Here is a 26,472-nt window from a genome sequence, read left to right as displayed (position 1 = left end):
GGCCGCTGCTCACGAATATGAGCGGCGGCCTTCCTCAATATTTGTCGCTCTTTTTCCCGTTGCAGGCTTTGCAAAGCATTTGACAGTTATCAGGTGTCGTTTGCCCGCCCTTGCTCCAAGGCTTGATATGGTCGCCCTCCATCTCCTCAAATGCAAAGTGCTCTCCGCAGATGGGACATATCCCATTTTGTCTGCTGTACGCCGCCAGCTTATCCCGCTTGTCAAATGCACGCAGGTTTAACAATCTGCCTGCAAATGGGTCTGTATCGCGACAAAGCAAAAACTCATAAATGCCTTTTGGCTTCTGCACATCTTCATCCTCATGCAGACGCTTCACCTCTGCGGCCATAACCGAAGAATTATAAGCGAAATTATGGTACTCGTTGTAGAGGTGACACCAATCCAGGCCTTTCATATCTAAAAAGTATTTTGGAAAAATCTTCTCCACCCAATGGATTACATCCTGGAAATACTGCCACAATTCGTCTGCATCCGCATCCGATTTATAGCGGGCCATGTATTCCGTAATCTCCGAAATGCCTTGGTACTCACAGATCCCCCGCAACGCCTTTTCGAGCAATTCCTGCCTATTCGGATCGCCGGTAATATATTTGTCCGACAACAGCTTTGCGGCGCAGTTTCGTTTGGAAAAATATCGCTTTGCATCGGAAAGCCACGCGCCGGTATAAACGGAATTGCGAAGCTCCTGTTCTGTCAACTTTGCTCCGGCAATATTGACGACCCGAAACCACTCCAGCTTTTCCGACTCTTTTCCCTCGCAGATATAGACCATAAATTCGTAGTTCATGATTGCATCGTAACTGTCATCGGGCAACGCGTCCCAATAGTATTTTTTCCCATCCAGGGTGATAGGGTACTGGTGTTTCAAATACTGCATGACGGATAGGGTTCTCTGCTGGCCGTCCAGCACCTCATAGCTGTCGGGACTGGCCTTGACCCAATACATAACATTGAGAGGGAAGCCTTTCAGCACCGTTTGAATCACGGACTCCGCCTGATCGTTGTCGTAAACAAATTCCCGCTGATAGGGCGGTCGAATGGCAAGCCTGCCGCCGTAGGCGAAAACACCGTCGTCGCCCTGATCGGCATAGCCGTCAAAAACCTCCCTGATCTTGATTTGCTTCGGCTCTATTTTCATTTGGCATGGCCCTCCTTTTAATGAGGATGCGCTTAAATGTATTTTTTGCGTTTCTATCCGCATCGTAATATACGAGACTGGTCATGTTTGCGGTATAATGCCCTCTGCCACCCTGCACCCGATATTTTGTGATCCACTCCTCGCCGATTCTTTTGATTCCGATTTCATCGGAGCCATATTTCCCAGTGTAATCAGCACAGCCAACGATTTCAAATTGCTCTGGATTGTACTTATCCAAAAAGGTGATGGGAACGCCCATGACACCGCTGCACCTTCCGCTTGATGACGATCCGGTCATACAGCCGTCTATACCCTGCGGCGCTTGATGACCACTCTGTCGTAGAGACAGCGGAAGAGGAGTCTCTCTCTCTCTCTCTCTCTCTCTCTCTCTCTCTCTCTCTCTCTCTCTCTCTCTCTCTCTCTACATGAACATTTTGTGAACTTTCAACAGGCAAATAGAAACGCACTCCGCCGGACACATAACTCCCTTTAGGGGCGATTTCCGACATGGGTTTTCCTAACCATCTGCTTGCCCCAATGATTTCAAACTGATCGGGATTATGCTTGTCCAGATAGGTGATGGGAACGCCGATTTCCTCATAGTAGTCGCAAGGAATATCACTGACCTTCGATACTTCTATTGCATCGTAATTCGCATAATGGGGATATTCTTCTTCGTTGCCGTAATATCGTTTGAACAGCGTTAATTCTTCATGCCGTTTTTGAATATCTAAATTTGTATACCAAGTACAGTTGCGGAAATGAACAAGCCCTGTGGCCGGATTGTATACACCGGGGGCATACCCCATCGCTCTTTCAAGAGGTATCCGAAAATACGCGTCATCTTTTCTGAAACCATAGCCAAGCCACAATTTATCCTCTTTAATAAGCGGAAAAATTTCTTTGTATGTAACCGCATTTTTACTTCCTATAATTAAAAATTTTTTGCCGTACTCCATGAGTTGGGCCACATATTCCCGAAACAGGCTAAACGGCGGATTCGTAACTACAATGTCCGCCTGTTTGAGATATTCGATACATTCCTCACTGCGAAAATCCCCGTCGCCCTCTAACTTTTTTACCCCGCGCTTTTTGGATTTCAAAAGGGCGTCAATATCCGCGTCAGATACGCCCCTGCCGTTTGCCATCGGAACTTCTCTGATGTCCATGGCATAGCCGTGCCCCCGGACAACAGGCTCGTCCATCCAGTCAAAGAACGTAAGCTGCTGTCCAATCACGGGTGAGGTGCTGTAAGAGGTGCAGATCAATCTTTTCAAGCCCAGATAGTTAAAATTTCGCAGGAAGAATTTGCAAAAATTGCTCTCAAAAGGGTCGTCGCAGTTGCAAAGGACAGTTTTTCCCTGGAAGTGCTGCTCATAGTGATTCAGCTCATTCTGTATATCCTCATACTGCGTGTAGAACTCGTCTTTTTTCGCGTCCTTGGCCTTGTGTAAATTCTCATTCTTTGCCATCTGTCGATTCCCCCGCTACTACCACATTTATGACTATCTCTACTATAATACAAATGGAAAAGAAGGGCAAGAGAGTGTTTAGACATGATATTTCAGCACAAAAGGCCGACACCCACAAAACTGTGAGTGTCGGCCTTTTATTACCCTATCATGCGCTTTGTCTGTGGCGTAAGTCTGGCGTAAATCCGCTTTTCTGTACGCTGAAACCTAAGTGTTTCAAAGGCTTGCGGTATTTTTTTAGTACATGCCGCCCATGTCGGGAGCAGCGGGAGCGGCAGGCGCAGGGGGCTCGGGCTTATCGGTGACCAGGGACTCGGTGGTCAGCAGCACGCCGGCCACGGAGGCGGCGTTCTCCAGCGCGGAGCGGGTCACCTTGGTGGGGTCCACGATACCGGCGGAAATCATATCCACATAGGTCTCGCTCAGGGCGTTGAAGCCGTAGCCCACCTTCTTGCTGTTCTTGACCTTCTCCAGCACCACAGAGCCGTCAATGCCGGCGTTGGCGGAGATTTGGCGCATGGGCTCGGTCAAGGCCTTGGCAACGATGGCCACGCCGGTCTTCTCGTCGCCCTCGGCGGCCTTGAGCAGCTTCTCCACAGCGGGAATGGCGTTGACATAGGCGGTACCGCCTCCGGCCACGATACCCTCTTCCACGGCGGCGCGGGTGGCGTTCAGGGCGTCCTCGATGCGGAGCTTCTTCTCCTTCATCTCGGACTCGGTGGCGGCGCCCACACGGATGATGGCCACGCCGCCAGCCAGCTTGGCCAGACGCTCCTGGAGCTTCTCGCGGTCATAATCGGAAGTGGTGACTTCGATCTGGCTGCGGATCTGGGCGACGCGGTCCTTAATGGCCTTGCTCTCGCCGGAGCCGTCCACGATGATGGTGTTGTCCTTGGTCACCTTGACCTGGCGGGCATGGCCCAGCATATCGGCAGTGGCCTCCTTGAGCTCATAGCCCAGGTCGGAGGAAATGACGGTGCCGCCGGTGAGGATGGCCATATCCTGGAGCATCTCCTTGCGGCGGTCGCCGAAGCCGGGCGCCTTCACGCAGCAGACGTTCAGGGTACCGCGCAGCTTGTTGACGATCAGGGTGCTCAGGGCGTCGCCCTCCACATCCTCCGCCACGATCAGCAGCTTCTTGCCGGACTGGACCACCTGCTCCAGGATGGGCAGCAGCTCCTGGATGTTGGAGATCTTCTTGTCGGTGATGAGGATGGCGGCGTCATCCAGAACGGCCTCCATCTTCTCGGTGTCGGTGACCATATAGGGGGCGATATAGCCGCGGTCGAACTGCATGCCCTCGACGACCTCGCTGTAGGTCTCGGCGGTCTTGGACTCCTCAACGGTGATGACGCCGTCGGCGGAGACCTTTTCCATGGCCTCGGCAATCAGCTTGCCGATGGTCTCATCGCCGGAAGAGACGGCGCCCACACGGGCGATGTCCTCGGTGCCGTTGACGGGCTTGGAGTTCTCCTTGATGGCGGCCACGGCGGCGGCGGTGGCGCTGGCAATCCCCTTCTTCATGATCATGGGGTTGGCGCCGGCGGCCAGATTCTTCAGGCCCTCGCGGATAATGGCCTGGGCCAGCAGGGTGGCGGTGGTGGTGCCGTCGCCGGCCACGTCGTTGGTCTTGGTGGAGACTTCCTTGACGATCTGGGCGCCCATGTTCTCAAAGGGATCGGGCAGCTCGATCTCCTTGGCGATGGTCACGCCGTCGTTGGTGATGAGGGGGGTGCCGAACTTCTTGTCGAGCACGACGTTGCGGCCCTTGGGGCCCAGGGTGATCTTAACGGTATCGGCCAGGGTGTTGACGCCGCGCTCCAGGGCGCGGCGGGCGTCCTCGCCGTAGAGAATCTGCTTGGACATAGCGTATTACCTCCAAATTGTAATATGATGCTGGGATCAAAACGAAAACTTACTCGACAACGGCCAGGATGTCGCTCTGGCGCACGATGGTGTACTCCTCGCCGTCCACCTTGACCTCGGTGCCGGCGTATTTACTGGTGATGACCTTCTGGCCCTTCTTGACCACCATCTTGACTTCCTTGCCGTCCACCATTCCGCCGGGGCCCACTTCGATGACTTCGGCCACTTCCGGCTTCTCCTTGGCGGCGCCGGTCAGGATGATACCGCTCTTGGTGGTCTCCTCGGCCTCCACCATCTTGATGATGACTCGATCTGCAAGGGGTTTGAGCTTCATTTGAGGTTCCTCCTTATATGTGTTTTGTGTTTAGCAAATTTAAGGGGTTAGCACTCGAATTATATGAGTGCTAACTTCGAGTATGATAATACCTCGACTTGCCAAAAAAATCAACCCCTATTTTTTAAAAACAGGGGTTGATTTTTTAAAAATTCATCTTTTGTTCACAAACGGAACGGGAGAGTGCTAGTTTTCGCCACGGTAATCCAAATCGCCTGGGTAGAAAAAGGCAACCTTGCGCTCTGAGATCCGGACAGTAAAGGACTTGGCGCGCATCACTTCGCCGTCTATCACCGCCACCAGCTCTTCGGGGGAGGAAAAAGAGAAGGCGGGACCGTGGAAGTGGCGGATGACCTCGGGGTAGCTGCGATAACGGCCCTTGGCATATGCTCCCACCAGCCGGAAAAAGGTAAAGCGGCTCACCCGGGGTACCACGACCATATCCAGCACGCCGTCGTCGGGCTGCGCGTCCCCCACAGGCATGAATCCGCCGCCATAATAGCGGCCGTTGCAGATGCAGATGATAGAGGTCTCCTCCTCCAGGCGGTCCAGGCCAGCCTGGACCACGGTGGGGCGGGCGATGTCGGTGAGGAGGACGTTAACCCCCAGGGAGAGGAGGTAGGCACCGGGGCCCGTGACCAGCGGGAGGCGCTTATAGCGGTGGACGTCGGCGGCCACCCGGGCGTCCACGCCGGCACAGATCACGCCGATGCCCAGCTTACCGTTGCAGTCCATCAGATCAAAGGCGGCCTGGGGTCCCCTGGACAGGGCGGCCAGATCGGAGAAACGGGCGGCGTAATTGGCACCGAAAATCCTCAGAAAGTCATTGCCGGTCCCCTTCGGCACATTGGTGATGGCCGCGTTGGGGTAGCCAGCCGCGCCATTGACCACTTCGTTGAGGGTCCCGTCCCCGCCGCAGGCGTAGATGCGCACCGGGCCGCCGGAACAGGCCGCCCGCCGGGCGAGCCGTTCCGCGTCTCCTGCGGAAGAGGTGAGGACCACCTCGTGCTCCAGGCCCAGCGGGGAAAAGGTCTCCTCCACCCGGCGGAGCAGCGCCTCCGTGCTGCCCCTCTTCCCAGCGGCGGGGTTGACGAGGAAGAGATGCTTCATGGCTTGTCTTCCTTTCATGTTGGAAATGGAGCGTGAAATATGTATGGAAGAGTTACGCTGTCACCGCCGGGGCGGACTCCGGCGCGGTGTCGGCCGCGGCGCTGCGATAGGCGGAGGGCCACAAGGTGATGCGCTGCTCGGCACGGGCCATACGAGAGACGATGGCGGCGGCCTCAGCGCGGGTGAGGCTGTCGGCGGGCCGGAAGGTGAGGCCGGCGTCGGTGCCGGAGAGGATCCCTTTGGCATACAGGCTGAAAATGGCGTCGGCGGCGTAATCCCCGGCCTTTACATCGGGAACGGATGCCTTAACCTGCGCCAGGCTGTTGCGCTCGGGTATGCTGCGGCCCAGTGTGGTGGCGGCAAAGATGCGCGCCATCTCGGCCCGGGTAACGGGGCGTTCGTAGTCGTCGAACTCACCCGGGGAGATCACGCCGCTGGCCTCACAATAGGCGACGGAAGAGCGATACCAAGGGGTCCCGGTGATGGGCTGGAGGTGGAAGCTGTCCCCCCTGGACTGGCTCTCCATGAAAGCAGCCAGCTTTAGGGCTTCCGCCACCGTCAGAGTCTGGTTGGGGGAGAAGGCGCCGTTTCCGGTACCCTGCATCAGGCTGACATTGTAGGCGATATCCACCCATACGGCGAACCAGTCCCTGGGCCCCACATCGGAGAAGGAGGGAAGGCGGCCCTTGATCAGCGGGAACTGGGCGGAAGGTACCTGCCGCTGGGCCATGAGGGAGGGGAGACTGGAGAGGGACACCATCGTGTCCACGCCGCCGGTGGCGAAGACCAGAACATCCAGCCCGTCTACCCGGTCCACCCGGACGGCATCGTAGGCGATGGGATAAAATTCCCATGTCTCGCCCCCCTGGCCGTCGGGGAAAGCGAGGATGCTCACCACGCCCCATTGGTCCCCTTTCTGGGCAAGATACAGCCCATAGCCCAAGTTCTCCAGCGTGTCGTACTCCGGCTGGAGCAGATAGGCGCCGTCCTGGCGGATGAGCCCCATTTTATTGTTTGTGCGGACCAGGGCGGTGCCCAGCGTGAAGTCCAGGACCGACTGATAGCGGATGGGGACGACGACGCTGCCGGTGGTGTCTACAAAGCCCCACAGGCCGTTCTCTGTCGCCTGGGCCAGGCCCTCTTGGTAACCGTATACGATAGGGGCCGCGACGGCGGCGGAAACCACCGCAGCGCAGGAGAGGACCAGAGCGGCCAGCTTGCGGCCCGGATTACTTTTTGCCTTTCTCATATCGTACGCCTCGCTTTCCGTACAGGAACAGATCGCATTTTATCATACCGTTGTATAATTTGCGCCTTTTATCGGCGGTGCGGCCGAAGGTGCGCTCAAACTCCGTGTGGGACGAGAGCAGGGACAGGGTCCAGCCGTCGGGCAGAGAGCGGAAGGCCCGGCCGAATTCCCGATAGAGCTCCTCAGCCTCCCGCTTCTCTAGGATACGTTCGCCGTAGGGAGGGTTGGTGACGAGCCGGCCGTAGGGGGCCTCACGGCGGAACCGGAGGGCGTCCGCCACCTCGAAGCGGACCAGATCCTCCACGCCGGCCTTTTCAGCGTTGGAACGGGCGATGGACACCGCCTTGGGGTCGATATCCCCGCCCCAGATGTCGTAGGACCCGTCAAATTCCCGGTCCATGGCCTCGTCTGCGGCGTCCATCCAGGCCCCAGAGGGAAGAAAGCCCCACTTCTGTGCGGAAAAGGAGCGGTCCAGGCCGGGAGCGCGGTTTTTGGCGATGAGGGCGGCCTCGATGGCAATAGTGCCGGAACCGCAAAAGGGGTCGCAGAAAGGATCGCGGCCCCGGTATTTGGAGAGGAGCACCATGGCGGCGGCCAGAGTCTCCCGCAGAGGCGCCGTGACGCCCACCGCCCGATAGCCCCGTTTGTGGAGGCCGGGGCCAGTGGTGTCCAGCATGAGGACGGCGGTGTCCTTCATGAGGGAGAACTGGATCTGATAGAGAGGGCCGGTCTCGGGCAGCTTGTCCAATCCATAAGCGCCGCCCAGCCGGGCCGCCACGGCCTTTTTAATGATAGCTTGACAGGCGGGAACAGCGTGGAGGGCGGAGTTGAGACAGTGGCCCTTCACCGGGAAGGCCCCGTTCCGGGGGATGAGATCCTCCCAGGGGAGGGCGCGGGTCCCCTCGAAAAGGGCATCGAAGTCCCCGGCGGGGAAGGAGCCCAGCACGAGGAGCACCCGTTCTCCGGTGCGAAGATTTAGATTGAGGCGGGGAATGTCCGCCGCACGGGCCCCGCAGAGGACCCGACCATTTTCCGGGCGTACGTCGGTCAGGCCCAGGCGGCGCAGCTCTTCCGCCGCAAGCCCCTCCAGCCCGAACAGAGTGGGTACGGCCAATTCCAGATGTTCCATCATTGCTCCGATCTCCAGACGATCTCATTACTTTATGATAGATTATAGCGGACTTCCCCCGGCTTGGCAAATCCTTTTCCTGTTTTACCCACAAAATTACCGGTTGCAGCCCGGAACGGGGCACAGAGACTTTTCAGAAATACTCTGGTATTTTACCCGGGGATATGGTACACTGATGACATCCCGTAAAAAGGAGGGGATCTATCATGAACATGAGCCTGTTCTGGCTCATCGCCCTCATCCTGTTCGGCGTTTTGGAGGCGGTTACGGTGGGCCTGACGTCCATCTGGTTTGCCGTAGGGGCCCTGGCCGCTCTCGTGGCCTGTGCCGCAGACGCGCCGATGCTGGTGCAGGTCGTCGTCTTCCTGGGGGTGTCGTTCCTCACCCTGCTGCTGGTCCGCCCCATGGCGCAGAAGTACGTCAATGACCGGCATGTGGCCACCAATGCAGACCGGGTCATCGGCAGGGAGGCCGTGGTCATCCAGAAGATCGACAACCTGGAGGGGCAGGGACAGGTCTCCGTGTCCGGGGCGGTATGGACCGCCCGCAGTCAGGAGGATCAGGTCATCCCCGTGGGGGAGCGGGTCCGGGTCCTCCGCATCGAGGGAGTCAAGGTCTACGTTACGCCAGCATCCGGCCCGGTCGAGCCGTCTGAAGAGTAAAGGAGGAAGTTCCATGCATCCATTTGCCGCCCTGGGCACCTTTCTGGTGCCTGTCGTGCTGATCGTACTGGTAATTCTGATCCTGGCCGCCAACATCAAGGTGGTCCAGCAGTCCAAGGCCTATGTGGTGGAGCGCCTGGGCGCGTTCCATTCCGTCTGGGGCGTGGGCATCCACTTCAAGCTCCCCTTCCTGGAAAAGGTGGCCAAGGTGGTCTCCCTGAAGGAGCAGGTGGTGGACTTTGCCCCTCAGCCGGTCATTACCAAGGATAATGTGACCATGCAGATCGACACGGTCATCTACTTTCAGATTACCGACCCCAAGCTCTACACCTATGGCGTAGAGCACCCCATGAGCGCCATTGAGAACCTCACCGCAACCACGCTGCGGAACATCATCGGCGAGTTGGAACTGGACCAGACGCTGACCAGCCGCGACATCATCAATTCCAAAATGCGGGCCCTGCTGGATGAGGCCACCGACCCCTGGGGCATCAAGGTGGGCCGCGTGGAGCTTAAGAACATCATCCCGCCCCGGGAGATCCAGGACGCCATGGAGAAGCAGATGAAGGCCGAGCGTGAGCGCCGGGAATCCATCCTTCAGGCCGAGGGACAGAAGCAGAGCCAGATCCTGGTGGCCGAGGGCGAGAAGCAGTCCCTCATCCTCCGGGCTGAGGCGGCCAAGGAGGCCGCCATCAAGAAGGCCGAAGGCGAGGCAGAGGCCATCCGAAAGGTCCAGGAGGCCACCGCCGAGGCCATCAAGCTCCTCAACGAGGCCAATGCCAGCGACGCCGTGGTGAAGCTCAAGGCACTGGAGGCGTTCCAGACCGCCGCAGACGGAAAGGCCACCAAGATCATCATCCCATCCGAGATCCAGGGCCTGGCCGGACTGTGTGCGTCCGCCAAGGCGCTGCTGGAGCCGGACGGCAGACCCACCGACACAAAGAAATAAGAGCTGAAAACAGGACGTACCGCTGTCGGCAGCGGTACGTCCTGTCAGTTTACCGGAACAGCGGGCTCATGTCCGTATCTGGCCGGTGCCGTAGACGATGTATTTGGAGCTGGTGAGCTCCTCCAGCCCCATGGGGCCCCGGGCGTGCATCTTCTGTGTGGAGATGCCGATCTCCGCCCCTAGTCCGAACTCAAAGCCGTCGGTGAAGCGGGTGGAGGCGTTGACGTACACCGCCGCCGCGTCCACCTCGTCCAGAAACTTCTGGGCGGTGAAGTAGTTGGCGGTCACGATGGCCTCGGAGTGTCCGGAGCCGTGGTCGTTGATAAAGGCGATGGCCTCGTCGGCGTCCTTTACCACACGGACGGCCAGGATATAGTCTCCGTATTCGGTGTCCCAGTCCTCCGCTGCGGCGGGGACCACGCAGGGGCCCAGAATCTCCGCCGTCCGGGGGCAGCCACGGAGCTCCACATGTTTCTCATCCAGCAGCGCCTTGGCCTTGGGGAGAAAGGCCTCCGCCACGGCCTCGTGGACCAGCAGGCACTCGGCGGCGTTGCACACGGAGGGGCGGGAGGTCTTGGCGTTGTAGATGATATCGGCCCCCATGTCCAGGTCGGCCTCTGCGTCCACATAGACATGGCAGACCCCCACGCCGGTCTCGATGACAGGCACTTTGGCGTTCTGGACCACAGCCCGGATGAGGCCTGCGCCGCCGCGGGGGATGAGAACGTCCAGGTAGCCGGTGAGCCCCATCAGCTCATTTGCGCTCTCCCGGCTGGTGTCCTCCACCAGGGCCACACAGTCCTCGGGCAGCCCGGCGGTCTCCAGAGCGGACCGCATGACGGAGACAAAGGCCTGGTTGGAGCGGAAGGCCTCCTTGCCGCCCCGGAGGATGACGGCGTTGCCCGACTTGAGGCAGAGAGCGGCGGCATCCACCGTGACGTTGGGCCGGGCCTCGTAGATGATGCCGATGACGCCCAGGGGGACCCTGCGTTTGCCGATGATGAGGCCGTTGGGGCGGCGCGTCATTCGGGTGACTTCACCGACCGGGTCCGGAAGGGCGGCCACCTGGCGCACGCCCTCGACAATGCCCGCTATGCGCTGCGGGCTGAGGGCAAGCCGGTCCAGCAGGGATTGCTTCATGCCGCCCGCCCGGGCGGCGTCCAGGTCCTTTTGATTTTCAGCCAGGATGGCGTCCTGGTGCAGGCACAGCGCCTGGGCGATGGCCTCCAGAGCGGCGTTTTTCTCTGCGGCGCCCGCCACGGCAAGGACGCGGGCGGCGCGCTTCGCGGCCAGGCCCTGGGTCTCCAATGCGGTCATAGTGGGGGATCCCTCCTTCAAAGATAAGAATTAAGAACCAACTGAGTCCAGTGCCTTTTCAGGACAGGGCGGAGCAAGGGGGCTTTGCGACAAAGCGGGTCCCCACATCCTCGCCGTTGACTACGCCGTAGAGGTCCTCGGGGCGGGCGCCATTGGTGATGACCATGTCCACGCCTGCGCCCATGGCCAGTTCGGCGGCGCTGAGCTTCGTCGCCATGCCCCCGGTGCCGCGCCAGGACCCGGCTCCGCCGGCCATGGCCCGCAGCTCCGGTGTGACGGCCTCCACCCGGTGGATGAGCCGGGCGGAGGGGTTTGCATGGGGATCGGCGTCGTAGAGACCGTCAATGTCGCTCAGAAGCACCAGCAGGTCCGCCCGGCACAGCCGAGCTACCATGGCCGACAAGGTGTCGTTGTCGCCCAGAACCTTGCACTTGCCGGTCTCGATCTCCGCAGAGGACACCGAGTCGTTTTCGTTGACCACGGGGATAATCCCCAGCTCCAGCAGGGACTCAAAGGTATTGTGGAGGTGCTCGGCCCGGACAGGGGCGTCCACATCCTCGCCGGTGAGCAGGATCTGGGCCACCACCCGGTTGTATTCCCCGAACATCTTGTCGTAGAGGTGCATCATCATGCACTGTCCCACCGCAGCGGCGGCCTGCTTCATCCGCAGCTCGGTAGGGCGCGCCTTCAGTCCCATCTTGGCCGTCCCGACGGCAATGGCGCCGGAGGACACTAGGATGACCTCATGGCCCATCCCCTCCAGATCGGAGAGCGTTCTGGCCAGCAACTCCATATTATGTAGATTGAGCCTTCCAGTGTCGTGGGTCAGGGTGGAGGTCCCCACCTTTACCACGACACGGAGACAATGCTTTTCCGTTTCCATCACACTCACGCTCCTGCTGTTACGAAAAAATCCCATCCCACTTTACCACATCATAGCACAAGCGCGGGCAAAGAGGAAGAGTAAAATTGAATGGTGAGATTTTTGCCGTTTCGCTCTGGAAAAGCAAGAAAATTTTGCGCAAATTCGTGTTTTTTATGTTGTAATTCCGCCTCCATTGCGTTACAATGTAGTGCGCTGGGAAACTGTCGATTGAAAGGGGCTTGACTTGTGTATGATAAATATCGTCCTGGTCGAACCCGAGATCCCCATGAACACCGGCAATGTGGCCCGCACCTGCGCGGCCACCGGCAGCACGCTCCATCTCATCGAGCCCCTGGGTTTTGACATCTCAGACAAGGCGGTCAAGCGGGCGGGCCTCGATTATTGGCATCTGGTGGACGTACACGTCTATGCGTCCCTGGATGATTTTTTTGCCCGGAATCCCCAGCCGGACCTGTGGCTCACCACCACCAGGTCTGCGCGCCGGTACAGCGACGCGGCATACCGGGACGGCTGCTGGCTCTTTTTCGGGAAAGAGACGGCCGGGCTGCCGCCGGCGCTGCTGCAGCGGTACCCCGAGCGCTGCGTCCGCCTCCCCATGCGGGAGGAGGCCCGCAGCCTGAACCTGGCCAACACCGTGGCGGCGGTAACCTATGAGGCCCTCCGCCAGTTGGATTTCCCCGGCCTGATACAGGATGGGCACCGGGCCTGGGAGGAACAGAAAGCCTGCGCCATCCGGCGCTGAGCCGCCGCAATTCACCGTTTCGATCACACCTCCACCTGTAACCTTGAAAGGAGCTTTGCAAATGAACTATAACAAAAAGACCGTGAAGGACATCGACGTAGCGGGCAAGAAGGTCCTGCTCCGCTGCGACTTCAACGTGCCGCAGGACAAGGCCACCGGAGCCATTACCGATGACAAGCGCATCGTGGCCGCCCTGCCCACCATTGCGTACCTGCTGGATCAGAAGGCCGCCGTGATAGCGTGCTCCCATTTGGGCAAGCCCAAAGGCGAGTGGAAGCAGTCCCTGAGCCTGGCCCCTGTTGCAAAGCGCCTCTCCGAGTTGCTGGGCCGGGAGGTCCTCTTTGCCACGGATATCGTGGGAGAGGACGCCAAGGCCAAGGCCGCGGCGCTGAAACCCGGGGAGATCCTGTTACTGGAGAATCTGCGCTTTGATAAGCGGGAGGAGAAGAACGACCCGGAGTTTGCCAAGGAGCTTGCCTCCATGGCGGAGGTATATGTCTCCGATGCCTTCGGCACCGTGCATCGTGCCCATGCCTCCACTGCCGGCGTGGCGGCCTATCTGCCCGCCGTCTCCGGCTTCCTCATCGGCAAGGAGCTGGATATCATGGGCAAGGCGCTGGACGACCCCAAGCGCCCCTTCGTGGCTGTGCTGGGCGGCGCGAAGGTCTCCGACAAGATCAATGTGATCAACAACCTCCTGGAGAAGGCCGACACCATCATCATCGGGGGCGGCATGGCGTATACCTTTAAAAAGGCGGAGGGCTACACCATCGGCAAATCCCTCCTGGAAGAGGATAAGCTGGACTACGCGCGGGAAATGATGCAGAAGGCCGAGGCAAAGGGCGTGAAGTTCCTGCTGCCTGTGGACAACCTCTGTGCAGCGGAGTTTTCCGCCAGCGCAAAGCCTGTGCTGGAGGAGCAGAACATTCCGAACGAACTGATGGGAATGGACATCGGGCCCAAGGCCATCGAAGCCTTCTCCGATGCGGTGAAGGGCGCGGGCACTGTGGTGTGGAACGGGCCCATGGGCGTCTTTGAGTTCCCCGCCTTTGCCGGGGGCACCAAGGCCATGGCCAAAGCGCTGGCTGAGTCCGGCGCCATCACCATCGTGGGCGGAGGCGACTCTGCCGCGGCGGTGGAGCAGCTTGGCTACGCCGACAAGATGACCCATATCTCCACTGGCGGCGGCGCCTCTCTGGAATTCCTGGAGGGTAAGGAACTGCCCGGTGTGGCATGTTTGCTGGATAAATAAAAGCACAGGCAGGCGCATGGGGGAGACGGGAAAATGAAAAAGCGCCTGCGGCCTTCCGCCCGCAGGATATGTTTCGTAAAAGGCCGGGCTGATGTGCCGGTCGTTGCCCAACCCGCGCCGTGACAGCGCAATGAGCAAGAAGCGACAGATCAAACAGATAGAAAGGGGTCCGCGAAACCCATGAATAGAAGATACCGGAAAACGATCATTGCGGGAAACTGGAAGATGAACAAGACTCTCTCGGAGACCCGTGCCTTTGCCGAAGAGCTTAAGCCCATCCTGCCCAAGGGCAAGTGGTGTGACGTGGTGCTCTGCGTGCCCTATGTGAACATCCCCGCCGCGATCCGCCTGTTCAAGGACTGCCGGGTGGCCATCGGCGCGGAGAACTGCCACTATGAGGCCACCGGCGCCTACACCGGCGAGGTGTCGGCCGAGATGCTCAAGGAGCTGGGCGTAAAGTATGTCATCATCGGCCATTCCGAGCGTCGGCAGTATTACAACGAGACGGACCTCACGGTCAATAAGAAGGTACACGCCGCCCTGGAGGTGGGGCTGCGCCCCATCGTCTGCGTGGGCGAGAGCCTGGAGCAGCGGGAACTGGGCGTGACCATGGAGCTCATCGCCTATCAGGTGAAGTGCGCGCTCTCCGGCGTGAGCGCCGATAAGTTGCGCCATGTGGTCATCGCCTACGAACCGCTATGGGCCATCGGTACGGGCAAGACCGCCACGGCCGAACAGGCCGGTGAGGTCTGCCAGGCCATCCGCGCGGTGATCCGCAAATTGTACGGTGCCCGTGTGGCCCGCAGCGTGACCATCCAGTACGGCGGCTCCATGAATCCCAAGAATGCGGCTGAACTTCTGGCACAGCCCGACGTGGACGGCGGCCTGATCGGCGGCGCGTCTCTGAAGCCGGAGCAGTTCGTGGAGATCATCAACGCGGCCAATCAGGACGGCTGAGGAGGCCGCAGTCCACGGGTGAGCGAAGCGAACCGCGCCGGCAGGCGCGTCCAAGCCCAGAGGGCTTGCCGCAGGGCGGATTGATTCTGCCCGAGGAAGTCAAATAAAGGGGGTCCCCGCGCAATGGAAAAATTGCGTGGGGCGGACGGCGGCCTGATCGGCGGCGCGTCTCTGAAGCCGGAGCAGTTCGTGGAGATCATCAACGCGGCCAACCAGGACGGCTGAGGGACGTTCCCAATCTCCAACTTTATAGATTCGAGGTTCCATCATGAACAAAACGCCTACCACTCTCATCATCATGGACGGGTTTGGACTCCGGAAGGAGACCGCGGGCAACGCCATTGCCAACGCAAAAAAGCCAAACCTGGACCGCATCTTTGCCTCCAATCCCGGCTGTAAGCTGTCCGCGTCCGGCCTGGATGTGGGGCTGCCCGCAGGGCAGATGGGCAATTCCGAGGTGGGACACACCAATATCGGCGCGGGCCGGGTGGTCTTTCAGGACTTGCCCCGGATCTCCAAGGCCATTCAGGACGGGGACTTTTTCACAAACGAGGCCTATGTTTCCGCAATGGACGACTGCAAGGCGAAGGGGACGGCGCTCCATGTCATGGGACTGCTGTCGGACGGCGGCGTTCACAGCCACATCGAGCACATCTTCGCACTCCTGGATATGGCCAAGCAGCGGGGACTGTCCAGGGTGTATGTCCACGCCTTCCTGGACGGACGCGACGTACCCCCCTCCTCCGGCAAGGACTTTGTGGCGCGGTTGCAGGCCAAGTGCGAGGCGCTGGGCAACGCCAAGATCGGTGTGATCTCCGGCCGGTATTACGCCATGGACCGGGATAAGCGCTGGGACCGGGTGCAGAAGGCCTATGATGCGCTGGTGCTGGGAGAGGGCCCCTTTGAGCCGGACCCGGTGAATGCGGTGCAGAAATCCTACGACGCCGGCGTGACCGACGAGTTTGTGGTGCCTGTTGTCTGCTGTAAGGAGGCGGTCATTGGCGGGGAGGACTCCGTTGTCTTCATGAACTTCCGCCCGGACCGGGCGCGGGAGATCACCCGTTGTCTGGTGGATCCGGACTTTACCGATGTAGAGCGGAAGAAGGGATTTTTCCCCCTCCACTATGTCTGCACCACCGAGTACGACGCCACTATGCCCAATGTGACGGTGGCATTCCCCCACCATAAGCTCACCAATATTTTCGGCGAATATATCTCCAAGCTGGGACTTACCCAGCTCCGGATCGCAGAGACGGAAAAATATGCGCACGTCACATTTTTCTTCAATGGCGGCGTGGAGCAGGTGTTTCCCGGCGAAGACCGGGTGCTCATCCCCTCTCCCAAGGTGCCCACCTACGATCTCAAGCCCGACATGAGCGCCCGCGAGGTCACAGACGCCTGTGTGGAGCGGATCGAAAGCGGCAGCTATGATGTGATCATTCTGAATTTTGCAAACTGTGATATGGTAGGCCACACCGGCGTCTACGAGGCCGCCCGCCTGGCAGTGGAGACGGTGGACGAATGCGTGGCCAGAGTGGTGGAGGCCACCTCCCGCATGGGCGGGATCACCCTCATCACGGCCGATCACGGCAATGCGGACCGGATGCTGGAGGACGATGGTGTGACGCCCTATACGGCGCACACCACCAATCCTGTCCCCTTCTATATCGTCGGGGCTGATGTGAAGCTCCGGGACGGCAAGCTGGCGGATATCGCCCCCACTATGCTGGACCTGATGGGGCTCCAAAAGCCCGCCGAGATGGATGGGGAGACCCTGATCGTTTCTTGAGATGCGTGTTCGGGCGGCGTGACCGCCCTGACAGGAATAGACGCGGCCCACAGGGGCGGCCGCGCAACTTGAAAGGAGATCATACCAATGAAGCAGATCATCGAAATCGTTGACGTTCTGGGCCGCGAGATTCTGGACTCCCGCGGCAACCCCACCGTGGAGGTGGAGGTCTATCTGGAGGACGGGACCGTAGGCCGCGCCGCAGTGCCTTCCGGTGCCTCCACCGGTATTTACGAGGCCTGTGAGCTCCGGGACGGCGACAAGAGCCGCTACCTGGGCAAAGGCGTGCTCAACGCTGTAGAGAATGTGAACACGGAGATCGCCGAGTGTCTGGTGGGCATGAACGTGCTGGACCAGGTGTCCATCGACAAGGCCATGCTGGAGCTGGACGGCACGCCCAACAAGACCCGTCTGGGTGCCAATGCCATTCTGGGCGCCTCTCTGGCCTGCGCCAAGGCGGCCGCGGAGAGTCTGGGCTGCTCGCTCTATAATTATATCGGCGGCGTGAACGCCAAGACCCTACCCGTGCCCATGATGAATATCCTCAACGGCGGCGCACACGCCACCAACAATGTGGACATCCAGGAGTTCATGATCATGCCTGTGGGCGCCTGCTGCTTCCGCGAGGCTCTGCGGATGTGCGCCGAGGTCTTCCACACCCTGAAGGGTGTGCTGAAGGAGAACGGCACTCCCGCCGCCGGCGTGGGCGACGAGGGCGGCTACGCCCCCAACCTAAAGAAGGATGAGGACGCCCTGAAGGTCATCGTCCAGGCCATTGAGAAGGCCGGCTTCAAGCCCGGCGAGGACTTTATGATCGCCATCGACGCCGCCACCTCCGAGTGGTACAACGACGAGACCGGCTGCTATGATCTGCCCAAGGCCAAAAAGACCATGACCAAGCAGCAGATGGTCAACATGTGGAAGAACTTCGCGGCCAAGTATCCCATCATCTCCCTGGAGGACGGCATGGGCGAGAACGACTGGGAGGGCTGGGCCATGCTCACCAAGGCCATCGGCGACAAGGTCCAGCTGGTGGGCGACGACCTGTTTGTCACCAACACGCAGCGCCTCTCCACCGGTATCGAAAAGAAGGTGGCCAACGCCATCCTCATCAAGGTCAATCAGATCGGCACCCTCACCGAGACGCTGGACGCCATCCAGATGGCCAACCGTGCCGGCTATACCGCCATCGTATCCCACCGCTCCGGAGAGACCGAGGACGCCACCATCGCTGATATCGCCGTGGCACTGAACGCCGGGCAGATCAAGACCGGCGCCCCCAGCCGCACCGACCGCGTGGCAAAGTACAATCAGCTCCTGCGCATCGAGGAAGAGCTGGACGATGTGGCGGAGTATCCCGGCAAGAAGGCGTTTTTCAATCTGAACAAGTAAGCGGCTGCCGCAGAGAAAAGGAGGTCCCCGACCGATGGTCGGGGACCTCCTTTTCTCTTACGCGTCGGCTCGCGGCCCCGGAATGGAAAACAGCGCGGGGAAAACCTGAAAGAGGACCGGCATCACAGATTTTCCTCCATCACCCGCTTGACCAGATCGGCGGATACCAGATGTTTGACCATCTCCTTACAGGTGGTCAGAGCCTGGACGGACACGAACTCATAGCGTCCGTGGGCGTACTGGGTTCCGCATGGCAGGTTGGGGCAGGGGAGGCCCTTGCTGGTGAGCTGGCTGCCGTCGGTGCCGCCGCGGATGGCCACAGCCACCGGATCCTCCACACCGGCCAGGCGCATGGCGGCCACGGCCAGCGCCACGATCTCGGGCTTATCTTCCAGCCATTTGGCCATGTTGGGGTACTGGTCGGTGATCTCCAGGCGGATGCAGTCGGAGCCCCAACGGCGGCGCAGCTCCTCCGAGGCCTTTTCCATCACGGCCTTCCGCTCTGCAAAGCGGGCGGAGTCGTGGTCGCGGATGAGATAGATCATCCTGGCCTCCTCCACGTTGCCGGTGAGGGAGAGCAGGTGGAAGAAGCCCTCCCGCCCATCGGTGTGGAAGGGGGTCTCCAGAGGCGGCAGGAGCGCGTTGAAGTCCATGGACATCAGCAGTGCGCTCTTCATCAGCCCTTTGGAGGAGCCGGGATGGACGGACAGCCCGGTAAGCGTGACCTGGGCCTGGGCGGCGTTGAAGGTCTCATAGGCGTATTCGTTGGGGGCGGGACCATCCAGTGTATAGGCGAAGTCCGCGCCGAAGCCGGGAATATCAAAGCCCAGAGGACCGCGGCCGATCTCCTCGTCGGGGGTGAAGGCCACCTTGACAGTCCCATGGGGGGTGCCGGCGGCGATAAGATCCTCCAGTGCCTGAAGGATTACGGCGATACCACCCTTGTCGTCCGCACCCAGGAGAGTCCGCCCATCGGCAAAGATCAGATCTTCACCCAAGAAGCGGTCCAGCTCCGGAAAGTGTTCGGCGTCCATCACCACGCCCAGCTCCCGGTTGATTACCAACTCGCCGCCGTCGTAGTGGAAGATTTGAGGGTTGACATCCTTGCCCGTCAGATCTGGGGAGGTGTCCATATGGGCCAGCAGGCCGATGACGGGGAGAGCGCCGCATCCGGGGGTGGCCGGAAGGGTGGCATATACATAGCAATGCTCATCCACATGGGCATCGGTGAGTCCCAGCTCCCGCAGTTCATCCACTAGAAGCCGGGCCAGATCGAATTCCCGCGCGGCGCTGGGCAGGACGTCCGGCGGAGCACTGGTATCGCTTTCGGTATGGATACGCACATAGCGCAGGAAACGGGATACGACTTTTTCCATGGTTTAACCTCCTATCCGGCCGCACTGCCGGGAGCGACCGGTACTGTATGGGGCTACGGCGGAACACAGTGGGAAAAGGGAGCGGTGGTCAGCCCTTGTCCGATGGCTCCTTTTCCGGCAGTACCACGACCCGGATCTCCAAAACGCGGCGGTGATCCACCTTCGTCACCGTTACATCCAGATTTTCATAGACAAAATGGTCGCCCTCCTCAGGCACCCTGCCCACCTCCTCCATGACCCAGCCGGAGACCGTGGTGGAGTCGCGCTCTCCCTTGATGGAGAAGAGGTCGTAGAGGTCGGTGAGGTTGGCGTTGCAGGAGATGAGGTAGCTCCCATCCTCCTGCTTTTTGAATTCCTCGATGACCTCGTCGTGCTCGTCCCAGATCTCTCCCACCAGCTCTTCCACGATATCTTCTAGTGTGCAGAGACCCTCGGTGCCGCCGTATTCGTCCACCACAATGACCATGTGGGCCTTCTCCCGCTGGAGGATGCGCAGCAGATCGGAGATTTTAGTGTTGGCAGTGGTGTAGAGGACGGTGGCGATAATGGCGGACACGTCGCTTTGACCATGGTAGCGTGCGGCATGGAAATCCTTTTCGTGGATGACGCCCACGATATTGTCGATGTCCTCATGGTATACGGGCAGGCGGGAATAGCCGTTTTCCGCAAAGACTTTGGCGATCTCGTCCATGGAGTCGGTATCCTCCACGGCCACGATATCCACCCGGGGGGTGAGGATCTCCTCCACCTCCAGGTCGCTGAACTCGATGGCGGAGCGGATCAGCGCGCTCTCATCCTGGTCCAGGCCGCCCTCGTTTTCGGCCTCAGAGACCATGGTGATAAGCTCCTCTTCCGTGATTCCCGCATTCCCCTGCTTCCGGATAATTAGACTGAGGAACTTCTTCCACTGGGCGGCCAGAAAGGTGAGGGGACGCAGCAGGGCCATGAGCAGCCGCAGAAAGGGGGCGGAGAACATGGCGAATTGCTCGGGGAACTCCTTGGCCATGCTTTTGGGGGAGATCTCGCCGAAGATAAGGATCACGATGGTGACCACGAGGGTGGCGACGGCCGGCCCCTGGGCCTCACCCAGCAGAGAGATGAACAGCAGTGTGGCAAGCGAGGTGGACGCATTGTTGACCACGTTGTTGCCGATGAGGATGGTGGACAGCAGCCGGTCATAATCATCGGCCAGGGCCAGGGTGGAGGCAGCCCGCCGGTCCCCGGCCTCCGCCCTGCTCTTCAGACGAATGCGGTTGAGAGAGGTGAAGGCGGTCTCTGTGGCGGAAAAATAGGCGGAAAAGACGACCAGGACAAGAATGGCGACGAGCTTGGCAATACTGGACGGGTCCATGAGGACAGATCAACTCCATTTTTTAAGATTGAGATTTTGTGTACAAAAGGACAGCCCTATGCCGCGCTGCGGCTAAGGCTGCCCTCTTTGTCATCCTGTGCAGTTACTGGGCGGAGGTTGGTCCACGGGGACTCACCGACCCCTTTCAAAATATTTGTCTTTCAGTATAGCAGAGCTCTCCTGTAATTGCAAGGGAAAAAATCAGCGCATTCCTTCTTCCGGTGTATAGCAGTTATGTTGAACACAAAAGGGAATGAGGACTTTCTCAAAGGTTGCGCTGATATCAAAAATTGATAAAATTGACTTTGGATAAAATACGGGAATGTATGCCAGTTCGAGAACTCCCAGTCTGCGGGGGCGCCCCATTTTGAGGCGTCCCCTTATTGTTTCGACGGAGGGTGCTCCAAATGTACAATAGACAAGAGAAAAGGAAAATCAGCGCCCATTGCGCTTGGGCATTTCAAAAAAGCGCATATCCCGTCCACACGCGCGGGTGAGGAAATCCTTGAAATCCGCCGCCTCTCCCACGGTAAAATCCGTTTTGCGGGCCAGAACACACTGTCCGCTTTTCAGAAAGACCAGAAAATACCGCTCAGTCTCCACCAGGTCGGTGACCTGAGAGTAGGGGGTCTCCACACTGCCTGCGCTGTCGGAGGCATCCAGCTTGTCATCATAGAAGCGGTAGCGGGTGGGGATGCCGTAGAATTTGTTTTTTTTTGCCGCCTTCACCACGCGGTCCAGCAGCCGGTGACACACCTGACGGGCGGCAAAACGGTCCACATAGGGGACCAACAGAAGCACGATGGCCAGCGTCGTGATGCCGGAGCCCAAAGCTCGGATCGAAGTGTAGTTGCCGCCGGCGGCGATCCACCAAACGCACAGGGCCAGTACGACGGCGAGGGCATACAGGCTTTTGATGGAGTTTTTTTCATGCAGCATATAGTGGGCGGTCACCATATTGTTGTAAGCATCCTGGTCGTGGGCGGTCTCCACCTGAAAGTTCGGCTCCATGAACATCAACTCCTCCTCAATTGTGCGCACTGCTCATCCGTAAGCGGGACGCCGCCGCCCAGCAGGCGGACACCCAGACAGATCTGCGCGGTGTGCTCCAGCGTCTCCATCCGCCAATAGGCCTGCTCCAGGTCCAAACCCAGCGTAACGGCACCGTGATTGGCCAGAAGGACCGCGTCGTGGTCGTCGAGCAGAGGGCCGGCGGCGGCGGACAGTGCCGGGGTACCGGTACGGGCATAGGGGGCGCAGGGAACAGGGCCCAAGACCATCAGGGCCTCGCCCAGAATGGACGCATCCAAAGCTTTGTGGGCGCAGGCGAATGCTGTGGAGGCGGGGGGATGGGCATGACAGATGCCGCCCACATCGCCCCGGCGGCGGTAACACTCCAAATGAAGGGGCGTCTCGGAGGAGGGGAGGTAAGCCCCGCTGGACTCCACCACCCGTCCCTCGCTGTCCACGACCACGGGCATATCCGTGGTGAGAAAGCCTTTGCTGACGCCGGCGGGGGTCACCAGAAAAAGCCCCTCCCCCAGACGGCGGCTGAGGTTTCCATCGTTGGAGGCCACCCAGCCCCGCTCCCACATCCGACGTCCCAGCTCGCATATGAGCCGGCGCTGGGTCTCATAATCCATACTGCACTCTCCTTTATGCGGATCGACTGTATCTATCATTATAATGCCCCGAGACGGGGCTGGCAAGTCCGAAGGAAAAAGAAAGGCTCTCCGCGCTGCGGAGAGCCTTAAAATGCCGCGGGGGTCCGACTTTTCCAGAGGCGGAGAGGCATCGTCCGTCCCTCTGTGTCCTGTGCCGCCCAGGGAATACAGAGCATTCCGCCTCGCGGGGCGGGGTGATGGCCCTATCCCCGCCAGCTGAACACGTCCAGACCGGTTTTTGGCAGCCGGAAGGCGGTCGGGACGAGCCGGAGAGAAAAAGCTACCGCTGGCCCAACGGCTGATAGGTCCGGTGTTGCCCCACATATTTGTAGGCGGGGCGGATGATCTTTCCCATATTGATGAGCTCTTCGATCCGATGGGCGCTCCAGCCGGCGATGCGGGCCATGGCGAAGAGAGGCGTATAGAGCTCCAGGGGGAGATCCAGCATGTGATAGACGAAGCCGGAATAGAAGTCCACGTTGGCGGCCACGCCCTTATAGATCTTGCGCTCGTCGGCGATAACCTGGGGAGCCAGGCGTTCCACACGGGAGTAGAGCTCATATTCATCGGTGCGGCCCTTTTCCCGAGAGAGGGTCTCCACAAAGCCGCGCAGGATGTTGGCGCGGGGGTCGGAGAGGGAGTAGACTGCGTGGCCCATGCCGTAGATGAGGCCGGCGTGGTCGAATGCCTCGCCGTGGAGGAGGGCGCGCAGGTGGGCTTTGATCTCGTCCTCGTCGGACCAGTCCTTCACGCTGGCCTTGATGTCCTCAAACATCCGCACCACTTTGATGTTGGCGCCGCCGTGCTTGGGACCTTTGAGGGAGGCCAGCGCTGCGGCCATACAGGAGTAGGTGTCGGTCCCCGAGGAGGTGACCACATGGGTGGTAAAGGTGGAGTTGTTGCCGCCGCCGTGCTCCGCGTGGAGCATGAGGCAGATATCCAGAATGTGGGCCTCCCAGAAGGAGTAGGAGGAGTCGGCGCGGAGCAGCGTGAGGATGTTCTCCGCTGTGGAGAGCTCCGGACGGGGGGCATGGATGAAGAGGGAATTCCCCTCCTTGTAGTGATAGGCCTGATAGCCGTAGACGGCGTAGAGAGGGAAGGTGGCGATAAGCTGCATACACTGCCGCACCACATTGGGCAAACTGATGTCGTCGGTTTTGTCGTCATAGGATGCGATGGAGAGAACGCATTTGGCCAGGGAGTTCATCATATCCTGGGTGGGGGACTTGAGGATGACGTCCCGGACAAAGTTTTTTGGAAGCGTGCGGTAGTAGGAGAGCTGGGCGGAAAAGGCGGAGAGCTCCGTCTCCGTGGGAAGCTGACCGAAGAGAAGCAGGTAAGCGGTCTCTTCAAAGCCGAAGCGCTTTTCGCGCAGGGCGGAACCCACCAGGTCCTGAATGCTATAGCCGCGGTAATAGAGTTCGCCCTCGCAGGGGATCTCCTCCCCGTCCACCATCTTTTTTGAGACGATGTCGGAGATCTCTGTCAGTCCCGCCAGGACGCCCTTGCCGTTCAGGTCGCGGAGGCCGCGCTTCACATCGTAGCGCACGTAGTCGTCCGCGGCAATGGAGCTGTTCTCCAGGCTGCGGCGCGCCAAGGCCTCAATGGCGGGGGTCACATCGCTGTAGTTGGGGTTGCTGGCCATGTTAAGATCGCACTCCTTTCTGTGTAAAGCACAGCCGGAGGAAGCTCCCCCGGCTGGTGGTCTATATTATCAAATTTACTTTATCATATAAATGTTACCATTCTGTGAATGGAGAAAAGTTTCATTTTGCGAAAAAACTGCGGAGAACGGCGCGGCGGAGAGAAAGAGGCAGGGCGGTCTGCTTTGGCAGACCGCCCTGTTGGGACGGGGGAGGTAAGACTATTCCAGGGCCTCCAGCTCTTCCAGCCAAAGGACGGCCACGGCGTCCGATGGCATCCTCCAGTCGCCCCTGGGAGAGAGGGTGACAGAGCCCACCTTGGGCCCGTCCGGCAGACAGGAGCGCTTGAACTGCTGGTTGAAAAAGCGGCGGTAGAAGGTTTTTTCCCACTTCAGGATGGTGGCCCTGTCATAGCTCCGGCCAAAGGCATGCTCGGCAAGGCGCAGCACTTTTCTGGGCGGGAAGGCCCAGCGAATGGCATAGTAGAGGAAAAAGTCGTGGAGCTCGTAGGGGCCCACCAAATCCTCGGTCTTTTGAGAGATCTGACCGTTGATGGCGGGCAGAAGCTCGGGAGACACGGGGGTATCCAAAATGTCTGCCAGTACGTGGGAGAGCTCCGGCTCGCTCTCGGCCTTGTCGCCGCAGACGTAGGAGACCAGATGCCGTACCAGGGTCTTGGGGATGGAGGCGTTGACGCCGTACATGGACATGTGGTCCCCGTTATAGGTAGCCCAGCCCAGGGCCAGTTCGGAGAGGTCGCCGGTACCTACCACCATGCCGCCCACCTGGTTGGCGATATCCATCAGCACCTGGGTCCGCTCCCGGGCCTGGCCGTTTTCAAAGGTAACGTCATGGGTTTCCATGCTCTGGCCAATGTCCCGGAAATGCTGCTTCACCGCCTCGCCGATATCGATGCGCTTCAGGGTGGTGCCCAGGCGGCGGGAGAGCTCCACGGCATTGTCCCGGGTACGGTCCGTGGTGCCGAAGCAGGGCATGGTGACGGCGATGATGTCGCTGGCCGGACGGTCCAGGAGGCGCATGGCGATGGCGGCGATGAGGATGGCCAGGGTGGAGTCCAGTCCGCCGGAGAGGCCCACCACGACGGCGGCGGCCCGGGTGTGCTCGATGCGTTTTTTGAGCCCCATAGCCGCGATCTTCAGGATCTCGTCGCAGCGCTCCGCCCGGTCTCCGGCGTCCTCGGGTACGAAGGGGGTGGGGGAGACATAGCGGGTGAGCGTGGTGGTGGAGGGGGCCAGATTGAAGCTCACCCGCAGCGTCGAGTCGTTTGGAGCGGCCGGGAAGGTGCTCAAACGGCGGCGCTCGGAGAGCAGACGATTGACGTCCACCTCTGACACGGTGAGGCCGGAGGCAAAATTGCGGCTCTCGTCCAGGAGAACGCCGTTTTCCGCGATGAGATCGTGCCCGGCAAACACCAGATCGGTGGTGGATTCCCCCTCGCCGGCGTCGGCGTAAAGATAGCCGCAGACCAGACGGGCGGACTGCCCGGTGACCAGAGAGCGGCGGTAGACGTCTTTCCCCACGGTCTCATCGCTGGCCGAGAGATTCAGGATCAGCGTGGCACCGGCCTGGGCCAGTCTGACCGACGGCGGCTGGGGAGCCCACAGGTCTTCACACAGCTCTACTCCGATGGTGAGACCGGGCAGCGTCTCGCAGGAGAAGAGCACGTCGGTGCCGAAGACCGTCTCCTGGGAGCAGAGGGTGAAGAGCCGGTCTGCGGGCCCTCCGGGGGTGAACCATCGCTTTTCGTAGAATTCGCCGTAGTTGGGCAGATGGGTCTTGGGGACCACGCCCAGAATCTCACCCTTGTGGATGACCGCCGCACAGTTGTAGAGCTTGTTGTGCCGGCGGACCGGCAGCCCGACGGCAGCGATCATATCCAGGCTCCTGGTGGCCTCCAGCACCGTGGAGAGGGCCTCCTCGGCGCCGTCCAGAAGGGTGTCCTGGAGGAACAGGTCCCCGCAGGTATAGCCGGTGAGGCACAGCTCCGGGAGGCACAGCACCCGCACACCCTGGCGGTAGGCCTCCCGCATGAGGGTAAAGCAGCTCTCGGCGTTGTAACGGCAGTCGGCCACCCGGATGGCGGGCGTGCCGGCGGCGACCTTGACAAAACCATCGCGCATGAAAAAGACCTCCTTTGCGTTGCAGATATTGT

At 60.0% G+C, this 26,472-nt stretch carries 24 protein-coding genes; 8 read left to right on the top strand and 16 right to left on the bottom strand.

From position 1 onward, the window contains the following. Nucleotides 1–34: 34 nt before the first annotated feature. The 8 genes from SRB521_RS13280 to SRB521_RS13245 all read right to left on the bottom strand — a co-directional run bounded on the left by SRB521_RS13280 (nucleotide 35) and on the right by SRB521_RS13245 (nucleotide 8,322). Nucleotides 35–1,159: a GmrSD restriction endonuclease domain-containing protein gene (locus SRB521_RS13280; RefSeq protein WP_116722188.1), complete on the bottom strand. Its 1,125-nt coding sequence runs from the start codon at nucleotides 1,157–1,159 to the stop codon at nucleotides 35–37. Further along, nucleotides 1,116–1,397: a hypothetical protein gene (locus SRB521_RS13275; protein WP_207215977.1), complete on the bottom strand. Its 282-nt coding sequence runs from the start codon at nucleotides 1,395–1,397 to the stop codon at nucleotides 1,116–1,118. Before SRB521_RS13275 ends, SRB521_RS13280 begins: the two co-directional genes overlap by 44 nt. After that, complete coding sequence (locus tag SRB521_RS13270) at nucleotides 1,390–2,631, bottom strand: adenine-specific methyltransferase EcoRI family protein (RefSeq protein WP_129868855.1); 1,242 nt, start codon at nucleotides 2,629–2,631, stop codon at nucleotides 1,390–1,392. Before SRB521_RS13270 ends, SRB521_RS13275 begins: the two co-directional genes overlap by 8 nt. A 237-nt stretch (nucleotides 2,632–2,868) precedes the next feature. Further along, nucleotides 2,869–4,497, bottom strand: coding sequence for a chaperonin GroEL (gene groL / locus SRB521_RS13265; RefSeq protein WP_033116568.1), 1,629 nt, complete (start codon nucleotides 4,495–4,497; stop codon nucleotides 2,869–2,871). Between the two features lie 49 nt (nucleotides 4,498–4,546). Further along, a complete protein-coding gene (locus SRB521_RS13260) occupies nucleotides 4,547–4,831 on the bottom strand; it encodes a co-chaperone GroES (protein ID WP_033116567.1) in 285 nt (94 codons plus the stop codon). Nucleotides 4,832–5,017: 186 nt separating this feature from the next. After that, entirely contained in the window at nucleotides 5,018–5,941 is a 924-nt protein-coding gene (locus SRB521_RS13255; RefSeq protein WP_075704518.1) for a diacylglycerol/lipid kinase family protein, read from the bottom strand. A 52-nt stretch (nucleotides 5,942–5,993) separates the two neighbouring features. Beyond that, the gene (locus SRB521_RS13250; RefSeq protein WP_075704517.1) at nucleotides 5,994–7,190 is read right to left on the bottom strand and encodes a WG repeat-containing protein; all 1,197 of its coding nucleotides are present in this window, start codon (nucleotides 7,188–7,190) and stop codon (nucleotides 5,994–5,996) included. Continuing rightward, nucleotides 7,171–8,322, bottom strand: coding sequence for a THUMP domain-containing class I SAM-dependent RNA methyltransferase (locus tag SRB521_RS13245; protein ID WP_083630957.1), 1,152 nt, complete (start codon nucleotides 8,320–8,322; stop codon nucleotides 7,171–7,173). The genes SRB521_RS13250 and SRB521_RS13245 overlap by 20 nt, the downstream gene beginning before the upstream one ends. 203 nt (nucleotides 8,323–8,525) lie before the next feature. Between SRB521_RS13245 and SRB521_RS13240 the strand changes: the two genes are divergently transcribed. Together SRB521_RS13240 and SRB521_RS13235 are read left to right on the top strand one after the other, a co-directional pair. Then, nucleotides 8,526–8,981, top strand: coding sequence for an NfeD family protein (locus SRB521_RS13240; RefSeq protein ID WP_033116565.1), 456 nt, complete (start codon nucleotides 8,526–8,528; stop codon nucleotides 8,979–8,981). A gap of 13 nt (nucleotides 8,982–8,994) precedes the next feature. Then, entirely contained in the window at nucleotides 8,995–9,930 is a 936-nt protein-coding gene (locus SRB521_RS13235) for an SPFH domain-containing protein (RefSeq protein WP_116722186.1), read from the top strand. Between the two features lie 66 nt (nucleotides 9,931–9,996). Here SRB521_RS13235 and SRB521_RS13230 read toward each other — a convergent pair whose 3' ends face one another. Together SRB521_RS13230 and proB are read right to left on the bottom strand one after the other, a co-directional pair. Next, nucleotides 9,997–11,247 carry a glutamate-5-semialdehyde dehydrogenase gene (locus tag SRB521_RS13230; protein WP_116722185.1) on the bottom strand — a complete coding sequence of 417 codons (1,251 nt, stop codon included), beginning with the start codon at nucleotides 11,245–11,247 and terminating at the stop codon, nucleotides 9,997–9,999. 58 nt (nucleotides 11,248–11,305) lie between these two features. Next, nucleotides 11,306–12,130 (bottom strand): glutamate 5-kinase, encoded by an 825-nt coding sequence (proB, locus tag SRB521_RS13225; protein WP_033116562.1) that lies wholly within the window; start codon nucleotides 12,128–12,130, stop codon nucleotides 11,306–11,308. A gap of 232 nt (nucleotides 12,131–12,362) precedes the next feature. Here proB and SRB521_RS13220 point away from each other — a divergent pair, with 232 nt between their 5' ends. The 6 genes from SRB521_RS13220 to eno all read left to right on the top strand — a co-directional run bounded on the left by SRB521_RS13220 (nucleotide 12,363) and on the right by eno (nucleotide 18,265). Continuing rightward, on the top strand, nucleotides 12,363–12,875 hold the full coding sequence (locus tag SRB521_RS13220) for a tRNA (cytidine(34)-2'-O)-methyltransferase (protein WP_052082460.1): 513 nt from the start codon (nucleotides 12,363–12,365) through the stop codon (nucleotides 12,873–12,875). Nucleotides 12,876–12,936: 61 nt separating this feature from the next. Continuing rightward, a complete protein-coding gene (locus SRB521_RS13215; protein ID WP_033116561.1) occupies nucleotides 12,937–14,127 on the top strand; it encodes a phosphoglycerate kinase in 1,191 nt (396 codons plus the stop codon). Between the two features lie 180 nt (nucleotides 14,128–14,307). Then, the gene (gene tpiA, locus SRB521_RS13210) at nucleotides 14,308–15,084 is read left to right on the top strand and encodes a triose-phosphate isomerase (RefSeq protein ID WP_033116560.1); all 777 of its coding nucleotides are present in this window, start codon (nucleotides 14,308–14,310) and stop codon (nucleotides 15,082–15,084) included. 123 nt (nucleotides 15,085–15,207) lie between these two features. Next, a complete protein-coding gene (locus SRB521_RS16565; RefSeq protein WP_242848475.1) occupies nucleotides 15,208–15,309 on the top strand; it encodes a triose-phosphate isomerase in 102 nt (33 codons plus the stop codon). Nucleotides 15,310–15,352: 43 nt separating this feature from the next. Further along, nucleotides 15,353–16,873, top strand: a complete 1,521-nt coding sequence (gene gpmI, locus SRB521_RS13200; RefSeq protein WP_058118325.1) for a 2,3-bisphosphoglycerate-independent phosphoglycerate mutase — start codon at nucleotides 15,353–15,355, stop codon at nucleotides 16,871–16,873. Between the two features lie 87 nt (nucleotides 16,874–16,960). Continuing rightward, nucleotides 16,961–18,265, top strand: a complete 1,305-nt coding sequence (eno, locus tag SRB521_RS13195; protein WP_033117285.1) for a phosphopyruvate hydratase — start codon at nucleotides 16,961–16,963, stop codon at nucleotides 18,263–18,265. Nucleotides 18,266–18,387: 122 nt separating this feature from the next. Here the strand turns inward: eno and pepT are convergent, their stop codons facing one another. The 6 genes from pepT to SRB521_RS13165 all read right to left on the bottom strand — a co-directional run bounded on the left by pepT (nucleotide 18,388) and on the right by SRB521_RS13165 (nucleotide 26,440). Continuing rightward, nucleotides 18,388–19,641 carry a peptidase T gene (gene pepT / locus SRB521_RS13190; protein ID WP_116722184.1) on the bottom strand — a complete coding sequence of 418 codons (1,254 nt, stop codon included), beginning with the start codon at nucleotides 19,639–19,641 and terminating at the stop codon, nucleotides 18,388–18,390. Between the two features lie 88 nt (nucleotides 19,642–19,729). Then, entirely contained in the window at nucleotides 19,730–20,992 is a 1,263-nt protein-coding gene (locus SRB521_RS13185; RefSeq protein WP_033117287.1) for an HlyC/CorC family transporter, read from the bottom strand. Between the two features lie 435 nt (nucleotides 20,993–21,427). Further along, nucleotides 21,428–22,003 (bottom strand): YcxB family protein, encoded by a 576-nt coding sequence (locus tag SRB521_RS13180; RefSeq protein ID WP_165366640.1) that lies wholly within the window; start codon nucleotides 22,001–22,003, stop codon nucleotides 21,428–21,430. A gap of 5 nt (nucleotides 22,004–22,008) precedes the next feature. Further along, nucleotides 22,009–22,635, bottom strand: a complete 627-nt coding sequence (locus SRB521_RS16240) for a class II aldolase/adducin family protein (protein ID WP_075704511.1) — start codon at nucleotides 22,633–22,635, stop codon at nucleotides 22,009–22,011. 301 nt (nucleotides 22,636–22,936) lie between these two features. Next, nucleotides 22,937–24,301 (bottom strand): citrate/2-methylcitrate synthase, encoded by a 1,365-nt coding sequence (locus SRB521_RS13170; protein WP_075704510.1) that lies wholly within the window; start codon nucleotides 24,299–24,301, stop codon nucleotides 22,937–22,939. A gap of 219 nt (nucleotides 24,302–24,520) precedes the next feature. Then, nucleotides 24,521–26,440: an NAD(+) synthase gene (locus SRB521_RS13165; RefSeq protein ID WP_116722183.1), complete on the bottom strand. Its 1,920-nt coding sequence runs from the start codon at nucleotides 26,438–26,440 to the stop codon at nucleotides 24,521–24,523. Nucleotides 26,441–26,472 lie beyond the last annotated feature (32 nt).

Source organism: Intestinimonas butyriciproducens (genome assembly GCF_004154955.1).
GTDB classification, from domain to species: domain Bacteria; phylum Bacillota; class Clostridia; order Oscillospirales; family Oscillospiraceae; genus Intestinimonas; species Intestinimonas butyriciproducens.
Note: the sequence above shows the minus strand (reverse complement) of the source record. Positions and strands in the feature narration are given on the sequence as shown.

Coding starts and splice junctions, on each gene's coding strand:
- SRB521_RS13280 (WP_116722188.1), bottom strand. CDS start 1,159: ATGAAAATAGAGCCGAAGCAAATCAAGATCAGGGAGGTTTTTGACGGC.
- SRB521_RS13270 (WP_129868855.1), bottom strand. CDS start 2,631: ATGGCAAAGAATGAGAATTTACACAAGGCCAAGGACGCGAAAAAAGAC.
- groL (WP_033116568.1), bottom strand. CDS start 4,497: ATGTCCAAGCAGATTCTCTACGGCGAGGACGCCCGCCGCGCCCTGGAG.
- SRB521_RS13260 (WP_033116567.1), bottom strand. CDS start 4,831: ATGAAGCTCAAACCCCTTGCAGATCGAGTCATCATCAAGATGGTGGAG.
- SRB521_RS13255 (WP_075704518.1), bottom strand. CDS start 5,941: ATGAAGCATCTCTTCCTCGTCAACCCCGCCGCTGGGAAGAGGGGCAGC.
- SRB521_RS13250 (WP_075704517.1), bottom strand. CDS start 7,190: ATGAGAAAGGCAAAAAGTAATCCGGGCCGCAAGCTGGCCGCTCTGGTC.
- SRB521_RS13245 (WP_083630957.1), bottom strand. CDS start 8,322: ATGATGGAACATCTGGAATTGGCCGTACCCACTCTGTTCGGGCTGGAG.
- SRB521_RS13240 (WP_033116565.1), top strand. CDS start 8,526: ATGAACATGAGCCTGTTCTGGCTCATCGCCCTCATCCTGTTCGGCGTT.
- SRB521_RS13235 (WP_116722186.1), top strand. CDS start 8,995: ATGCATCCATTTGCCGCCCTGGGCACCTTTCTGGTGCCTGTCGTGCTG.
- SRB521_RS13230 (WP_116722185.1), bottom strand. CDS start 11,247: ATGACCGCATTGGAGACCCAGGGCCTGGCCGCGAAGCGCGCCGCCCGC.
- proB (WP_033116562.1), bottom strand. CDS start 12,130: ATGGAAACGGAAAAGCATTGTCTCCGTGTCGTGGTAAAGGTGGGGACC.
- SRB521_RS13220 (WP_052082460.1), top strand. CDS start 12,363: ATGATAAATATCGTCCTGGTCGAACCCGAGATCCCCATGAACACCGGC.
- SRB521_RS13215 (WP_033116561.1), top strand. CDS start 12,937: ATGAACTATAACAAAAAGACCGTGAAGGACATCGACGTAGCGGGCAAG.
- tpiA (WP_033116560.1), top strand. CDS start 14,308: ATGAATAGAAGATACCGGAAAACGATCATTGCGGGAAACTGGAAGATG.
- SRB521_RS16565 (WP_242848475.1), top strand. CDS start 15,208: ATGGAAAAATTGCGTGGGGCGGACGGCGGCCTGATCGGCGGCGCGTCT.
- gpmI (WP_058118325.1), top strand. CDS start 15,353: ATGAACAAAACGCCTACCACTCTCATCATCATGGACGGGTTTGGACTC.
- eno (WP_033117285.1), top strand. CDS start 16,961: ATGAAGCAGATCATCGAAATCGTTGACGTTCTGGGCCGCGAGATTCTG.
- pepT (WP_116722184.1), bottom strand. CDS start 19,641: ATGGAAAAAGTCGTATCCCGTTTCCTGCGCTATGTGCGTATCCATACC.
- SRB521_RS13185 (WP_033117287.1), bottom strand. CDS start 20,992: ATGGACCCGTCCAGTATTGCCAAGCTCGTCGCCATTCTTGTCCTGGTC.
- SRB521_RS13180 (WP_165366640.1), bottom strand. CDS start 22,003: ATGGAGCCGAACTTTCAGGTGGAGACCGCCCACGACCAGGATGCTTAC.
- SRB521_RS16240 (WP_075704511.1), bottom strand. CDS start 22,635: ATGGATTATGAGACCCAGCGCCGGCTCATATGCGAGCTGGGACGTCGG.
- SRB521_RS13170 (WP_075704510.1), bottom strand. CDS start 24,301: ATGGCCAGCAACCCCAACTACAGCGATGTGACCCCCGCCATTGAGGCC.
- SRB521_RS13165 (WP_116722183.1), bottom strand. CDS start 26,440: ATGCGCGATGGTTTTGTCAAGGTCGCCGCCGGCACGCCCGCCATCCGG.